Source organism: Endobacterium panacihumi (assembly GCF_050847465.1).
GTDB classification, from domain to species: domain Bacteria; phylum Pseudomonadota; class Alphaproteobacteria; order Rhizobiales; family Rhizobiaceae; genus Neorhizobium; species Neorhizobium panacihumi.
On the sequence record NZ_JBOZRA010000006.1, the window covers coordinates 246,318 to 260,831 of the forward strand.

Genomic DNA, 14,514 nt, shown 5'->3' on the forward strand with positions numbered 1-14,514 from the left:
CCTGCTCCATCCCGGCCCGCATGCCAGCGTCCACTCGGGTACGACGATATCCTGTAACCCGTATCTAGCAGAGATGGGGCCAAAATTTCGAGTGGGGATGGAGCGCTGGCGGGGTTCATGGTCACAAAAGCCGGGAAAGGATGACGAAAGCCGCCATCAATCCGTTGGCGGCAAGCAGGCAGAACACCGCAAACGAGCCGAGATCCTTGGCATTCTTGCCGGTTTTGGACCATTCCGGCGAGATGCGGTCGATGATTTCCTCGATCGCCGTGTTGAGGGCTTCTGCGGCGATCAGGGCGAGGAACAGCACGGCCATCGACACGTATTCGGAGAGGTTGGCACCGACAAAGGCGAAACCGCCGAAAATGCCGATGGCGGCCAGCAGTTCGTGGCGGAACGCGGTTTCGCCCAGCAGCCTTGCGGCACCACCCAGCGAATAGCCGAGTGCTGCCGCAAGGTGCCGACTGCCGGTCACCTTGCCGATCGGCGGGTGGGTGCCGATCGGTGGTTTCGGAGAAGCGGATCGGCTGGGGATTGGACCGTCGCTCCGTTTGGTGACCGGTTTGCTGACCTTCCCGAAGGAGCTGCAATCGGGAAGGGTCATGAGTTTGCTCCACTCACCGGCGCGCGGCAGGCGGAAAGCACGTCGAGTTTTGGCGTATAGACCGAAGTTTTCACCGCCATCAGCCCAAGCGCCGTGTGGAACAGGTTGTCATGCGAGGCGTCTTCGCCGGCGCGTTTGGTCACGCAGCCGGCATCGACGGTGGCCTTCATTTCCGCGCCCTGCCACAGAACGAAGGGCACATGCGTCTGCTGCGAAGGGGCGATGATATAAGGCGCGCCGTGCAGGTAAAGGCCGTTTTCACCGAGCGATTCACCATGGTCGGACATGTAGATCATCGCCGGGTCGATGCTGTTTTCGCGTGCCTTCAGGTGGTCGATGACCGAGGCCAGGATGTGGTCGGTATAGAGGATGGTGTTGTCATAGGTATTGACCACCGCCTGCCGGTCGCAGGTGCCGATTTCGCCGGTCTTGCATTCGGGCGTGAAACGGGCGAATTCCGGCGTGTAACGCTGGTAATAGGCCGGGCCATGGCTGCCGAGTTGGTGCAACACCAGCACGCTGTCGCCCTTCACATTCGAAAGCCATGTATCGAGCTGGTCGATCATCGCATCGTCCAGGCATTCATTGGCCGTGCAGAAGCGCGGATCATTGGCGTTGGAGAAGGAATGCATGGTGGTGCGGTCGGCGACATTTTTGTCTCCGGTATTGTTTTCCCACCATTCGGTCTTGATGCCGGCATGGCCGAAGACGTCGAGCAGGTTTTCGTTGGCAAGACCGGCGCGATGCGAATAACCGCTGCGTTTCAGGTTGGAGAACATGCAGGGCACGGAAACGGCCGTCGCCGTTCCGCAGCTCGATGTCTGCGAAAAATAGGTGATGTCGCGTTTCTTCAGTTCCGGGTTGGTGTCGCGGGCATAACCGTTCAGCGAAAAATTTTCCGCACGCGCGGTTTCGCCGGTGACGATGATCAGCACGCGCGGTTTGCCCGACGCGGTCGGACCGGCCACCGTGGCATCGGTGCCGAGCGGGGCGGCGACGATGTTCTTGTCGGCCTCGGAGGCGAGCGCGAAACCGACCGCGCTGCCCATCGGCACGAACGGGTTGAGCGTCATGATCAGGTCCTTGTGCAGGCGGGTGACGGCCGCGATCGACCGCGCGCTGCTGACGCCGCAGGCAAGCGCCAGCAGAAGCAGCGGCACGATGGCGGTGAGGTTCCAGCGGACCTTGGCGAGGAAATTGCGGTGTTTGACCTGAACGAAGGCGATCATCAGCGAGGGCAGGAGACCGAACACGGTCATGTGCAGGATATAGGCAGGCGTGATCAGGTGACCCGCTTCCGATGTCGTGGTTGTCGCGGCGTTGCGGATCATGTCGACATCGATGATCGTGCCGAAACCGTCCATGAACCACGAGGCCGATGCGGCGGAAAGCACCATCACGATCAGCAGCGGTTTGACCAGATATCTGACCGAAATCGCGATGGTGAAGGCGGTAAACAGGCAGGTGAGCCCGAAGACAAAGGCTGCAAGCGACAGGTGATTGTCGAAATAGGAAAATGCCCGCGAAAGGAATGTGCGATTGGTGAAGGCAATCAGATAAAGCGCCGTCATCGCCGCCAGCGTGATGCTGCCGATCTGCGGACGGGCAAGCTGCCATGACGGGCGGCCGGCGGAATGGGACAGATTATGCATGGACAAGGGAAAGCTCCCGGCAGTTTCGATTGCCGGCGAAATCGCACCCGATCCTGACAGTCACCTGAATGTCATAAAACTTGCCGCCGCGTGCTTTCCTTCAGGTGGCTGTCAGCTTCGCGGTCCATTCATGGCACCATCGCAGCAGGAGTTGGTGTCCGGTGAATAGTCTGAAAGCCCGTCCGGGTCTGGTTTATGTGGCCGTCCTCGTCTTGCTCGTCGTCTCCATTCCCATGCTGCGGGCGGAACGTCATAGTCAGTCCTTACAGGCCTGGCCGGCCGGCATCAGCCAGCCGCATCGCGGTTTTTCCGGCTGAGATTAATGGACGCCGCCTCTGTTGCAGGCTTGCGATTTCCACGGTCGACGGGATCGCCTATAAGGGCGAAGCGCCTGTAACCGGAAAATCCGCATGACCGTCCGTTTCGTTCGTCCCGTTTCCCAGTCGGCCCATGCTGCCCGGCGTATCGGCCTGGCGGCGCTTGTGCTGTTCCTGATCGCGCTGGTCGCGCACCGGTTCGGGCCGCTGACAGGGCCGGATTTTGTCGCCATCCTGCTGTTTTCCTCGGCTATCGCCTTGGTGGCGGTGCTGTTTGCGGTGATCGGTCTCATGCGTTTGTGGCAGGTGGGTGCGGAAGGCGGCGTCGCGTCCGCCTGGGCGCTGGCCTATGCCGCGCCACCGGTGGTGCTGGTGGTCTTTGCCGCGACACTCTATTTTTCCACGCCGCCGCTTTATGATGTCGCGACCGATGTCGCCGATCCGCCGGTCTGGATCCGCGAGCCTCACGCCGATCAGCAATGGCTGCAGCGGGCCACATTGGTGACACCGAGCGACCGGCAATTGCAGCTGACCGCCTATCCGGAACTGACCGGCCGCCGTTACGAAGGCGCTGCCGACCGTATCTATGAAGCGGTGGCAAAGGTGGCGAAATCGACGCGTATTTCGCTCGACCTCAAGCATGGCATGGAACTGGTGGAGCCGGACATTACTGAAAAACCGGCGCCGAAAACACGGGCCGAAAGCGGCGCCGTGCCGGACAATATTCCGATCCCGTTGCCGCGTCCGGACCAGTTGCGGCCGGGCAAAGCGCTCGTCGAGGAAATCGGCAGGCCCGGCGATGTGATCCTGCAGGGGCAGACGCGCACGCTGATCCTCGGCCTGCGTTTCGACGTGGTCATCCGCCTGCGCGAAGAGGCCGAGACGACCATGGTCGACATGCGCGTCGCCTCGCGCTACGGCGGCCATGATCTCGGCCTGAGCGCCGATATCGCGCAGGGTTTCTTGCGGTCGCTGGATTCGGAATTGCTGGGGCTGGCGGTAGATTGAGGAACCGCTCTAATAACCCACTTCGGCAGGAATGACTGCCGGACATCGGACAATCATTTTTGCAACGGTCGCAACAATCGGATCATTGTAACCTTGCGCCTTCAGCAGGAACTCAAGGCATTCCAGCAGGGCCTTGAGCTTGTTCTGCGGCGCCGTCGGAACAGCGGCTCTCGTAAAGCGCTGGGGTTGTTTCTGAAAGCTGCGGTTGAACAGCCGGTCGTGGTGCGCACAGTCATTTCTGAGGTCGATCAGGACGCGAATCCAGTTCTCCAGCACGGCGTAGTTCGGCATGCCGAAAGCTGTGGTCAGATCGTTGTGAACCGGTGTGGACAGCTGATCCAATACGTGGCTGAGGTTGCCGAAGGTCAAAAATTCTTTCATCACCCAGATGGGCGGTATCATCGGCGGATTGTATTCGTCGAAATAGTGTCGCGCTCTCTGATCGGTCTTTTTGTAGAATATATCCGACAGGCGCCCCACTGCACTCGCCCGCATTTTTGAGGTTCGATAAGCGGCACTGTCGAAACAGGGATGTGAGCCATATTGGCGTGACAGAATTTCGGACAATTGGTTGCGAAGCACGATTTCAAACCGGCCGAGATGTCGGAAGCAAAATGCCCTCAATATTTCATCGAATTCGTACAGGGCGATGATGTCCCTGAATTTCGTGCCCGGGATAAAGGGCTTTCCGGGCATGCTTAATTGACGGCGACTACGGAAATAGATGCGAAGGCGTTCATACCCAACCTGGGCGATCTTCTTTTCGGCATATTGGCGCGTGCGCCCCGGCAGCGGCATTCCGCAATCAATGAGGTGTTGCGCGAGTTGGGCCGGTGTCTGATGCGGCTTCGTGTAAGGTCTATGCGCCATCGCTCATGGAGCCTTAAACGCAAAAGGGCCACCCTGTTGCACTCCTTGCGGACGTGTGGTGACCCGTAGCGAGAAAAATATGCCCATTCCCGCCCCATAAAGCAAGAGGTACCGCATCAGTGCCTCTTTCCTATCCGGCGTTGGCACTGCAATCTATCGTGGATTTTATGGGTAATTCCGGCGTTTCACCGATACTGAGGCGCAGCCGCCATGGAAGCATCGTTACGCCACCCGGTATTCGCCGAGCAGCGATGGCGGGCCATCGGTCGATACCATGCCTTTTTCCACCAGATCTTCCAGATGCGCCAGAACCGAAAGGGCGGCCGCGCCATGCAGGCGGATATCGGTGCGGGCATAGATCACCTTGACCATGTCCGATATCAGCCGGTCGCCGCCGCGAATGCGCTCCAGGATCGCCCGTTCGCGCATGCGACGATGGGTGCGGAGCCCTCGCAAAAAAGACCGCGGCTCCATGACCGGGCCGCCATGGCCGGGGAAAAAGATATGGTCGTTTCGCGCAAGCAGCTTTTCGACCGAGGCCATGAAATCACCCATCGAACCATCTGGCGGGGCGACGATGGTGGTGGCCCAGGCCATGACGTGATCGGCGGAAAACAGGATGCCGGTGCCTTCGAGTGCAAAGGCGGAATGATTGGCGGTGTGGCCGGGTGTGTGCACGGCTGAAAGCGACCAGCCATCGCCTTCGATGGTGGCGCCTTCGGCAAGGGCGATGTCGGGCACGAAATCCGTATCGGAGCTTTCGGCGAACGGATTGATCTCGCCGGCATGCAGCGGCCGTGCCGCCCGGTGCGGACCTTCCGCCACCGTCAACGCGCTGGTCGCGTCTTTCACGCGGGCCGCGAGCGGCGAGTGGTCGCGGTGGGTGTGGCTGACAAAAATGTGGCTGAGTTTTCTGGGCCCGAGCGCCTTCATCAGCGCATCGAAATGCGCCTCGTCTTGCGGACCGGGATCGATCATGGCGACGGTGGAGCCGGTGCCGATAATATAGCTGTTGGTGCCGGTGAAGGTGAAGGGCGAGGCATTGCCGCAGGTGATGCGCTGAACGCCCGGTGCGATCTCGATGGCATGACCATGGGCGGGGATGAATTCGCGGTCGAAGGTGACGTCGTCGGTGTCTGACGGCGTTTTGTCTTCCGTGCGTGTATCGTCGTCCATGGTTGTCTCCTTCATGCGTGATGCGGTCTAGCATGGCGAGGTGGGCGGGGCGAGGGACGCATGGAGAGTAGGCAGGGAATCGGATAGGGGATTTTGGTATGGGTGGCGACGGTGCCGCGTTACCCTTCTCCTCGCTTGCGGGGAGAAGGTCCGGAGCGATAGCGAGGGGATGAGGGGCCGCCACAGGCGCCGAGTTTGAAGCTTGCCCCTCATCCGCCTGCCGGCACCTTCTCCCCGTTTTGACGGGGAGAAGGGCACTTGCCGCGCCGTCTCAACACGCGCAACGCGATCGCATCAGGAACCGTCATGGCCGAACAACAACCCACATTCGATATCCGCGATCGCGACGTTTCCACCGATGACATGCGCGGCTGGTCGCGCGAAGGCCTCACCGTATCGCTGAAAAACTGCACGCTCGATGGCGCCGATCTTGCCAGTCTCGACATGCCCTTCTGGATTTTTGAAGACTGCAGACTGGCCAATGTGGATTTTCGCAGCGCCGGGCTGGAGGGTGCGAAATTCACTGGCTGCCGTGGCGCGCATGCGGATTTTGCCGGTGCCGATTTGACCGACGTCACGTTGTCCGGTTGTGATTTCAACAATGCCTCCTTTGTCGAGGCGAAAGCCAGTGACACGCGTTTTGAAGGCTGCAAGCTGACCGGTGCCGATTTTTCGCGCGTCCGTTCGCTTGGGCTGTCGTTCCGGGAAACGCTGCTTTCGGCGGCGCGTCTGCGCGGGCTTTCCTTCAACAACGAGCGGCTGGAGAAGCTGGATTTCGGCATGGCCGACCTGACCGGTTGCGATTTCCGAAAGGCGGTCTTTTCCGGCTGCAGTCTGCGCGATGCCGGGCTGGTGGATGCCCGGTTCGATGGTGCGGACCTGCGCGGTGCCGACCTTGGCGGCCTGCGGCTGATCGATGCGAAAAAGTTTCGCGGTGCGACGATCTCGAAGGATCAGGCGGGGTTGTTGCTGGCAGAGTTGGGTTTGAAGGTGCGGTAATTATCGCTCGTTGCGGCGGCCCAGATGATCTTCCCAGGCGAGCGCGGTGCGGATGATGAAATCGAGATCGTCATGCGCCGGTTGCCAGCCAAGGTCGTGCCTTGCGATCGAGGCATCGGCCACCACGAAAGCGGCATCGCCGGGGCGGCGACCAACCTCTTCCACGGCAAAATCACGGCCGGACAGGCGGCGCACGCAATCGATCACGTCGAGTACGGAAAAACCGCGACCGTAACCGCAATTGGCCACAAGCGAGGTGCCGCCCGAACGCAGGCGTTGCAGGGCTTTCAGGTGGGCGTCGGTGAGATCGCTGACATGGATGTAATCGCGGATGCAGGTGCCATCCGGGGTGGGGTAGTCGTTGCCAAAAATTTGCAATTTCGAGCGGCGGCCCAGGGCGGTTTCGCAGGCGACCTTGATGAGATGGGTGGCCCCTGCCGTCGACTGGCCGGTGCGGCCGCGCGGATCGGCGCCGGCGACGTTGAAATAGCGCAGCGCCGTATAGGTGAAATTATGGGCGGCGGCTGTGTCGCGCAGCATGATCTCGGTCATCAGTTTCGACGAGCCGTAAGGGGATTCCGGGTTGAGCGGAGCGTCTTCCACGACGGGCGCGGCCTCACGCGGCGTGCCATAAACGGCGGCGGTGGAGGAGAACACGAAATGCGGCACACCGGCCTCGACGGCGGCGCGGATCAGCGCCTGTGATTTGACCGTGTTGTTTTCGTAATAGCTGAGCGGATCACGCACGGAATCCGGCACCACGACGGAGCCGGCGAAATGGATGATGGCATCGATGGCATGGGTATCGAAGATTTTTGCCAGAAGCGCGCGGTCGGCGATATCGCCTTCGTAGAATTTTGCCTCGGGCGCCAAAGCCCAGCGAAAGCCGGTGGAGAGGCGATCGATGACGACCACGTCCTCGCCGTGGTCGAGCAGTGCCCAGACCATGTGACTGCCGATATAACCCGCACCGCCGGTGACGAGAACCGCCATGCTTGAAAACCCTTCTGTCGGCCTCTTGCTGGCCGGAGTGGAATATGACGCTGTTTTTATACTTTCATTAGATTGATCGATTGTAAGCAAATCGGAGAAAAACTATCGATCCGCCGTGGCCCTGCGATCCACTCGCCTCAGCGTGTCGATAAAGGCCCTGAGTGGTGGCGGCACGTGGCGGTGGCCGGCGTAATAGAGCATCAGCCCATCCATCCACGGACACCAGTCTTCCAGAACGGGCACAAGTGCGCCGCTTTCGAGATAAGGGCCGGCGACCATCTGCGGCAGATAGGCGATGCCGAGTTTTTTGGTCGCGGCTTGCGCCATGGTTTCAAGATGATCGAGTGTGAGCGCGCCCGGCACGTCCACCACCACTTCCTGTCCGTGCCGCTCGAACTCCCAGCGAAAAAGCTTGCCGCTCGGCATGCGCAGGCGGATGCAGGCATGGTTCTTCAGGTCGTCAGGCACTTGCGGCGTGCCGCGCATTTCGAGGTATTGCGGAGAGGCGACGGTGATGAAACGGGCGCGGCCGCCAAAAGGCACACCGATCATGTCCTGCGGCACCGCATAACCGAGCCGGATGCCGGCATCGAAGCCTTCCGCGACGATATCGGTGAAGCGGCCATCGGTGACGAGGTCGAGGGTGATTTCGGGAAAACGCTCCAGAAATTCCGGCACGACGGTCTGCACCAGATGGCGGATGGCGGGTTCGCCGCCGTTGATGCGCAACACGCCGCTCGGGCGGCCGCGAAAATCGTCGATGACCGCAAGTGCCCGGTCGAGGCCGGAAAGGGCCGGTTGCAATTGCGATGCCAGCCGCTCGCCGGCTTCGGTCGGTGCGACGCTGCGGGTGGTGCGGTTGAGGAGCCGCAGGCCGAGCGTGGTTTCCAGCCCGCGCATCATGTGGCTGAGCGTGGAGGGCGACAGGCCGAGTTCATCGGCCGCCTTGCGAAAGCTGCGATGCGACACGATCGCCAGAAAGGCATCGAGATCGGATAGGGACGGGCGTTCAGGCATGCTGGTCATTCATGGGTAAATTTCACCGGTTCATGCAGGTTTGAACGGATTATAACATCAATGAGATGGGTCTATCTATCCCCTGAAGGCGGCGATCATGCCGTACAAGAAGGAGAAGATCATGGCTGACGCGACCAACAGAGAACAACAAACCTGGTTCATCACCGGCACGTCTTCCGGTTTTGGCCGCATCCTCACCGAAAAACTGCTGGCACGCGGTGACCGCGTGGCGGCCACCCTGCGCAAGCCGGGCGTGCTGGACGACCTCAAACAGCAGCATGGCGACCGGCTGTGGATCGCCTCGATGGACCTGACGGATGTGGCGGCGGTGAAGGCGACGGTTATCCAAGCATTTGCCGAACTCGGCCGTATCGATGTGGTGGTTTCCAATGCGGCTTACGGCCTGTTCGGCGCCGGCGAGGAGGCCAGCAGCGAGCAGATCCGCCATCAGATCGACACCAACCTGATCGGTTCGATCGAACTGATCCGCGCTGTGCTTCCGCATCTGCGCGCGCAGGGCGGCGGACGCATTCTGCAGGTGTCGTCGGAGGGCGGGCAGATCGCTTATCCGAATTTCTCGCTTTATCACGCCACCAAATGGGGCATCGAAGGGTTTGTCGAATCCGTTGCGCAGGAAGTGGCACCTTTTGGCATCGGCATCACGCTGGTCGAGCCGGGTCCGACCAAGACCGATTTTGGCCGTGGTCTGGTGAGCGCCGAACCGATGGCGGAATACGAAGATACGCCGGCCGGTGCGGTACGCCGTGGCGTTGCCGATGGCAGTTTCGAGATTACCGGCGATCCGGAAAAAATGGTGGATGCGATGATGGTCGTGGCCGGTGCGGCAGAAGCGCCAAAACGGCTGGTTCTCGGCACCAGCAGCTATTACGCGATCCGGGCGGCCTTGCAGGAACGGCTGGCGGAACTGGAGGCGCAGAAGGCGGTGACCTTGGCGATGGAGTGAGGGCACGCGAAAACCACGTGGTTACCATGTGTGTCACTGGGAAGGCATCACCTTCCCATTCCGCTCAATTGCTTCAAGCCCGACAGTTCCTCCTCGGTCAGCGCCCGCGTCGTGCCCTTTTCCAGCTCACCCAGCAAAAGCGCACCGATCGCCACGCGCACCAGTCTCAGCGTCGAGATGTCGAGGCTTTCCAGCATGCGGCGGATCTGGCGGTTCTTGCCCTCGTCGAGTTCGATCTCAAGCCACGCGTTTTTGTCTCCCTCGCGCAAAAGCTCGACGCGGCGGGCGGATAAAAATTCGCCGTCATGGGTGACACCCTTGCGGAGTGCTTCCAGCATGGTTCTGTCGGGCAGGCGGTCGATCTGCACGTGATAGGTTTTCGCCACGTGGGTTTTCGGGTCGAGAAGCGCATTGGCGAATTGCGTGTCGTTGGAAAAGAGCAGCAGTCCTTCGCTTGCCTTGTCCAGTCGGCCGACGGGGGAGAGGTGGGCCTGGTCGTGGCCCTTGAGGCAATCGTAGACGGTCGGGCGGCCCTGCGGATCGTGGCGGGTGGTGACGAGGCCGCGCGGCTTGTTGAGCATCAGGTAGACGAATTGCTCCGCCGTCACCGGTTTGCCATCGACGCTGATTTTTGCCGTCTTGAGATCGACCCAGGCTTCGGTGTCGGTGATCGTTTGACCGCCGACCGTGACGTGGCCATTGCTGATCAGTTCTTCGGCCTGCGTGCGGGAGCAGAAGCCGAGTTTGGAGAGGGCGCGGGGCAGGGTGACGCGCTGGCCGTCCGGCTTTTTGGCGGGGGTGCGGGACTTGCTGGGCGTGGATGGTTTTGCGGCCGGTCTTGATGCCGGTCGTGATGCCGGCCTAGTCGGCCTTCCGGGGCGCTGGCGGGTGGGTTTCATGCGGCGGTGCCTCTTACCGATCTCCACCCTTGAGGGGGAGATGTCACCGAAAGGTGACAGAGGGGGGTAAGCAACGGTGCGGCAGATGGTTTGAAAGCGGCATTCGCGCCAGCATTACACCCCTCTGCCCTGCCGGGCTGCCGGGGTTGAACCACGGGTCTCAACCCGCTCTCCGAGCCCCCCTCAAGGGGGGAGATCGGCTGGGCGCGGCCTCCCGATGCCATATGGGGCCCGACCGGATCGGTATGCTTCTTACTCATAAACCCGGCAATCCTGCTTGAATGGTTGACCTTAGCGCCCTTGCCATTCTAATGCCGGTTCCGTCCAGCCTCCAATGGCCGAAGACGATAAAACAATTGCCATTCCCCAAAGAGAGACCGCGCGACCATGGCCGATATCACAACAGAACTGGTGACGCTTCGCGATTACTGGCGTTACGCGATCTCGCGCTTCAATGCCGCCGAGCTTGGGTTCGGCCATGGCACGACGACGGCCGGCGACGATGCTGCCTTTCTTCTGCTCGACAGCCTGAATCTGCCGATCGATACGCTGGATCCGTTTCTCGATGCGCGCCTTCTGCCGGCCGAACGCCAGTTGCTGGCCGAGCGTATCGAATTGCGGGTGACCAGCCGCAAGCCGACCTCCTACATCACCAATCACGCCTATATCCAGGGCGTGCGTTTCTTTGTCGACGAGCGGGTGATCGTGCCGCGGTCGCATATCGGCGAAATCCTGTTTTCCGAATATCTCGGTGAAAACGGCTCTTCCTTCCTGCCCGATCCCCTTCAGGTGACGAGTGCCGTCGATATCTGCACCGGCTCCGGCTGCCTTGCCGTGCTGGCGGCAAAGTTTTTCCCGAATGCGGAGATCGATGCCGTCGATTTGTCCGGCGATGCGCTGGAAGTGGCGAAAATCAACGTGACCGACCATGAGGTTTCGGAACAGGTCGCGCTCTACAAGGGCGATCTTTTTGCGCCGCTGGCGGGAAAAACCTATGACCTGATCATCACCAATCCGCCCTATGTCGACCATGCCTCGATGGCCGGTTTCCCGGCGGAACATCAGGCCGAGCCGGCCATGGCGCATGATGGCGGTGAGGATGGTCTCGATCTGGTGCGAAAGATCCTCGATGACGCCGCCAATTACCTCAATCCCGAGGGCGGCATGCTGTGCGAGATCGGCTCGGGCCGCGAAATTCTGGAGGAAGAATATCCGCATCTGGACTTCTTCTGGGTGGAGACGGCGGAATCGCAGGATGCCGTGTTCTGGATTTCGGCCGAAGCGCTCGGCGTCGAATAAAGAATAAAAGATATAAGCATATCTTTATATCGCTTGACGCGATGATCGCGCTGCGGCATGGTTGCCGCATCGTGGTTCTGCGGGCATCTGCCCGGAGCTAAGAGGGAATCCGGTGCGATGCCGCAAGGCATCCATGCCGGAGCTGCCCCCGCAACTGTAAGCGGCGAGCCGCCATCCGATGGATGTCACTGGAGAAAATGCCTGAAAGGGCGCTCCGGGAAGACGGGATGGCGGTGACGACCCGCAAGCCAGGAGACCTGCCTCGATCGATAACGTCCACGGGCGGGGTCTCCCGGTGTGCCGCATTTGCGACCGGCACGCCTGTGCCCGGTCGTGATGGCGCCATGCCGCAAACCTTGCCCATAACCTCGGGGTCAAGGAAATGACTGTTTTTACTGCCAATCTCGGTTTTCCGCGCATCGGAAAACATCGCGAACTGAAATTCGCGCTCGAAGCCTATTGGTCGGGCAAGGCCGACGCGAAAACGCTGCTCGACGTGGCGCAAAAACTGCGAGCGGAAAACTGGGCGCTCCAGAAGAACGCCGGCATCGACATCATCCCGTCCAATGATTTTTCGCTTTACGACCATGTGCTCGATACGGCCGTGATGGTCGGCGCGGTGCCGGAAATTTATGGCTGGAAGGGCGGGCCGGTTACGCTCGATACCTATTTTGCCATGGCGCGCGGTGCTGAAGGCGAGGGGCATGGCGATTGCGGCCATGCGCATCATGGCGGTGTTTCGCAGGGCGTGCCGGCGCTGGAAATGACCAAATGGTTCGATACCAATTACCATTACATGGTGCCGGAAGTGGTGGAGGATCAGGCTTTTGGGCTGACCTCCGCAAAGCCGGTCGAGCATTTTATCGAGGCCAACGCGCTCGGGATCCGTACACGGCCGGTTCTGCTTGGTCCGGTGACGTTCCTGAAGCTCGCGAAGGCGCGCGGTGCTGCCTTCAAGCCGCTCGATCTGCTGCCGCGCCTGGTGCCCGTCTATCTCGAGCTGCTGCGGCAGCTGGAGGCGGCAGGCGCCGACTGGGTGCAGGTGGACGAGCCGATTGCCGTTCTGGACCTGACGGAGGGCGAACGCCACGCCTTCACGACGGCCTATACGGAATTTGCACGCGCCGTGCCGGGCATCAAGATCATGCTGGCCAGCTATTTTGGTGCTCCTGCTGATAACCTTGCAACACTGGCCACATTGCCGGTGGCGGGCCTGCATGTGGATCTGCTGCGGGCGCCGGAACAGCTTGCGAACGTGCTTTCTGCAGTGCGGGCGGATAAAATTCTGTCGCTCGGTGTGATCGACGGCCGCAATATCTGGCGTGCCGATCTTGCCGCCGTTCTGGACCGGCTGGAGCCGGTGGCGAAACAGCGGGACAATCTGCAGATCGCGCCGTCCTGCTCGCTGCTGCATGTTCCGATCGATCTTGCGCTGGAGACGGCGCTGGATGCCGAATTGAAGACGTGGCTTGCCTTCGCGACGCAGAAGCTGGACGAGATTGCCACGCTCGGTACGGCGCTTGGTCACGGCCGGGATGCGGTGTCGGAGAAAATTGCCGATGTTTCGCAGGCGGTGGCGGCGCGGGCCGTCTCGCCAAAAGTGAAGGACGCGGCCGTGCAGAGGCGGCTGGCCGGCATCGATGCCGCAATGAAGCACCGTCACAGTCCGTTTGCACAGCGTCGTGCATTGCAGTCGCAAGCGCTGCCGCTTTTCCCGACCACCACGATCGGCTCCTTCCCGCAGACGCCGGAGGTGCGCAAGGCGCGTTCGGCGCATGCCAAGGGGGCGCTGAGCGACCTGCAATACGAAACCTTTATCGAGAAGGAGACGCAAGCGGCGATCCGCTGGCAGGAGGAGATCGGGCTCGACGTGCTGGTGCATGGCGAGTTCGAGCGCAATGACATGGTGCAGTATTTTGGCGAAAAGCTTTCCGGTTTCGCCTTCACGCAACATGCCTGGGTGCAGAGTTACGGGTCGCGTTACGTGCGTCCGCCGATCATCTTTGGCGACGTATCGCGGCCGCAGCCGATGACGGTGCGCTGGTGGTCTTACGCGCAATCACTGACGGACAAGCCGGTGAAGGGCATGCTGACCGGGCCGGTGACCATCCTGAACTGGTCTTTTGTACGCGATGACCAGAGCCGCAGCGAAACGTGCCGGCAGATTGCGCTGGCCATCCGTGACGAGGTGGCTGATCTGGAAAATGCCGGCGCGGCGATGATCCAGATCGATGAGGCGGCTTTGCGTGAAGGCCTGCCGCTGAGACAGAAGGATTGGGGCATCTATCTCGACTGGGCGGTGGAGAGTTTTCGTCTGTGCGCCAGCGGCGTCGGGGATGAGACGCAGGTGCATACCCATATGTGCTATTCGGAATTCAACGACATCATCGGCGCGATTGCCGCCATGGATGCCGATGTGATTTCGATCGAAACGTCACGTTCGAAGATGGAATTGCTGGATGCGTTTCGCGATTACGATTACCCGAACGAGATCGGTCCGGGCGTGTATGACATCCATTCGCCGCGCGTGCCGGAGATCGGCGAGATGACAGCGCTGCTGACGCTGGCGCGCGGCCGGCTGGGCGACCGACAGATCTGGGTGAACCCGGATTGTGGATTGAAGACGCGCAAGTGGGACGAAGTGCGCCCGGCGCTGGTGAACATGGTGGCGGCTGCCAGAGCCCTGCGCACCGCCGCCGGCTGAACCGGCCGGCGA

The 14,514-nt window shown here is 61.0% G+C and carries 13 protein-coding genes and 1 riboswitch; of the genes, 6 read left to right on the plus strand and 7 right to left on the minus strand.

What is annotated here, in order from left to right; translation table 11 throughout:
- Positions 1 to 121: 121 nt before the first annotated feature.
- On the minus strand, positions 122 to 604 hold the full coding sequence (locus ACRQ1B_RS23050) for a diacylglycerol kinase (RefSeq protein ID WP_432296455.1): 483 nt from the start codon (positions 602 to 604) through the stop codon (positions 122 to 124).
- Complete coding sequence (locus tag ACRQ1B_RS23055) at positions 601 to 2,256, minus strand: phosphoethanolamine transferase (RefSeq protein ID WP_432296456.1); 1,656 nt, start codon at positions 2,254 to 2,256, stop codon at positions 601 to 603. Before ACRQ1B_RS23055 ends, ACRQ1B_RS23050 begins: the two co-directional genes overlap by 4 nt.
- 161 nt (positions 2,257 to 2,417) lie before the next feature.
- Here ACRQ1B_RS23055 and ACRQ1B_RS23060 point away from each other — a divergent pair, with 161 nt between their 5' ends.
- Both ACRQ1B_RS23060 and ACRQ1B_RS23065 read left to right on the plus strand, forming a co-directional pair.
- Positions 2,418 to 2,573, plus strand: a complete 156-nt coding sequence (locus ACRQ1B_RS23060) for a hypothetical protein (protein WP_432296457.1) — start codon at positions 2,418 to 2,420, stop codon at positions 2,571 to 2,573.
- A 93-nt stretch (positions 2,574 to 2,666) separates the two neighbouring features.
- Positions 2,667 to 3,581, plus strand: coding sequence for a DUF1499 domain-containing protein (locus tag ACRQ1B_RS23065; RefSeq protein WP_432296459.1), 915 nt, complete (start codon positions 2,667 to 2,669; stop codon positions 3,579 to 3,581).
- A 9-nt stretch (positions 3,582 to 3,590) separates the two neighbouring features.
- On the opposite strand, the gene ACRQ1B_RS23070 is transcribed toward ACRQ1B_RS23065, so the two are convergent.
- Both ACRQ1B_RS23070 and ACRQ1B_RS23075 read right to left on the minus strand, forming a co-directional pair.
- The gene (locus tag ACRQ1B_RS23070; RefSeq protein ID WP_432296461.1) at positions 3,591 to 4,451 is read right to left on the minus strand and encodes an Abi family protein; all 861 of its coding nucleotides are present in this window, start codon (positions 4,449 to 4,451) and stop codon (positions 3,591 to 3,593) included.
- A 222-nt stretch (positions 4,452 to 4,673) separates the two neighbouring features.
- Complete coding sequence (locus tag ACRQ1B_RS23075; protein WP_432296462.1) at positions 4,674 to 5,627, minus strand: MBL fold metallo-hydrolase; 954 nt, start codon at positions 5,625 to 5,627, stop codon at positions 4,674 to 4,676.
- Between the two features lie 306 nt (positions 5,628 to 5,933).
- On the opposite strand from ACRQ1B_RS23075, the gene ACRQ1B_RS23080 reads away from it, so the two are divergent.
- Positions 5,934 to 6,626, plus strand: coding sequence for a pentapeptide repeat-containing protein (locus tag ACRQ1B_RS23080; RefSeq protein WP_432296464.1), 693 nt, complete (start codon positions 5,934 to 5,936; stop codon positions 6,624 to 6,626).
- Here ACRQ1B_RS23080 and galE read toward each other — a convergent pair whose 3' ends face one another.
- Entirely contained in the window at positions 6,627 to 7,619 is a 993-nt protein-coding gene (gene galE, locus ACRQ1B_RS23085) for a UDP-glucose 4-epimerase GalE (RefSeq protein ID WP_432296466.1), read from the minus strand.
- Positions 7,620 to 7,721: 102 nt separating this feature from the next.
- Positions 7,722 to 8,636 carry a LysR family transcriptional regulator gene (locus ACRQ1B_RS23090; RefSeq protein WP_432296468.1) on the minus strand — a complete coding sequence of 305 codons (915 nt, stop codon included), beginning with the start codon at positions 8,634 to 8,636 and terminating at the stop codon, positions 7,722 to 7,724.
- Between the two features lie 121 nt (positions 8,637 to 8,757).
- Between ACRQ1B_RS23090 and ACRQ1B_RS23095 the strand changes: the two genes are divergently transcribed.
- The gene (locus tag ACRQ1B_RS23095) at positions 8,758 to 9,600 is read left to right on the plus strand and encodes an SDR family oxidoreductase (protein WP_432296469.1); all 843 of its coding nucleotides are present in this window, start codon (positions 8,758 to 8,760) and stop codon (positions 9,598 to 9,600) included.
- A 47-nt stretch (positions 9,601 to 9,647) separates the two neighbouring features.
- On the opposite strand, the gene ACRQ1B_RS23100 is transcribed toward ACRQ1B_RS23095, so the two are convergent.
- Positions 9,648 to 10,499, minus strand: coding sequence for a pseudouridine synthase (locus ACRQ1B_RS23100; protein WP_432296471.1), 852 nt, complete (start codon positions 10,497 to 10,499; stop codon positions 9,648 to 9,650).
- 387 nt (positions 10,500 to 10,886) lie between these two features.
- Here ACRQ1B_RS23100 and prmB point away from each other — a divergent pair, with 387 nt between their 5' ends.
- Together prmB and metE are read left to right on the plus strand one after the other, a co-directional pair.
- Positions 10,887 to 11,798 (plus strand): 50S ribosomal protein L3 N(5)-glutamine methyltransferase, encoded by a 912-nt coding sequence (prmB, locus tag ACRQ1B_RS23105; RefSeq protein WP_432296472.1) that lies wholly within the window; start codon positions 10,887 to 10,889, stop codon positions 11,796 to 11,798.
- A 55-nt stretch (positions 11,799 to 11,853) separates the two neighbouring features.
- Positions 11,854 to 12,077: riboswitch (cobalamin riboswitch) on the plus strand.
- A 103-nt stretch (positions 12,078 to 12,180) separates the two neighbouring features.
- Entirely contained in the window at positions 12,181 to 14,502 is a 2,322-nt protein-coding gene (gene metE / locus ACRQ1B_RS23110; RefSeq protein WP_432296473.1) for a 5-methyltetrahydropteroyltriglutamate--homocysteine S-methyltransferase, read from the plus strand.
- Positions 14,503 to 14,514 lie beyond the last annotated feature (12 nt).

Coding starts and splice junctions, on each gene's coding strand:
- ACRQ1B_RS23050 (WP_432296455.1), bottom strand. CDS start 604: ATGACCCTTCCCGATTGCAGCTCCTTCGGGAAGGTCAGCAAACCGGTC.
- ACRQ1B_RS23055 (WP_432296456.1), bottom strand. CDS start 2,256: ATGCATAATCTGTCCCATTCCGCCGGCCGCCCGTCATGGCAGCTTGCC.
- ACRQ1B_RS23065 (WP_432296459.1), top strand. CDS start 2,667: ATGACCGTCCGTTTCGTTCGTCCCGTTTCCCAGTCGGCCCATGCTGCC.
- ACRQ1B_RS23070 (WP_432296461.1), bottom strand. CDS start 4,451: ATGGCGCATAGACCTTACACGAAGCCGCATCAGACACCGGCCCAACTC.
- ACRQ1B_RS23075 (WP_432296462.1), bottom strand. CDS start 5,627: ATGGACGACGATACACGCACGGAAGACAAAACGCCGTCAGACACCGAC.
- ACRQ1B_RS23080 (WP_432296464.1), top strand. CDS start 5,934: ATGGCCGAACAACAACCCACATTCGATATCCGCGATCGCGACGTTTCC.
- galE (WP_432296466.1), bottom strand. CDS start 7,619: ATGGCGGTTCTCGTCACCGGCGGTGCGGGTTATATCGGCAGTCACATG.
- ACRQ1B_RS23090 (WP_432296468.1), bottom strand. CDS start 8,636: ATGCCTGAACGCCCGTCCCTATCCGATCTCGATGCCTTTCTGGCGATC.
- ACRQ1B_RS23095 (WP_432296469.1), top strand. CDS start 8,758: ATGGCTGACGCGACCAACAGAGAACAACAAACCTGGTTCATCACCGGC.
- ACRQ1B_RS23100 (WP_432296471.1), bottom strand. CDS start 10,499: ATGAAACCCACCCGCCAGCGCCCCGGAAGGCCGACTAGGCCGGCATCA.
- prmB (WP_432296472.1), top strand. CDS start 10,887: ATGGCCGATATCACAACAGAACTGGTGACGCTTCGCGATTACTGGCGT.
- metE (WP_432296473.1), top strand. CDS start 12,181: ATGACTGTTTTTACTGCCAATCTCGGTTTTCCGCGCATCGGAAAACAT.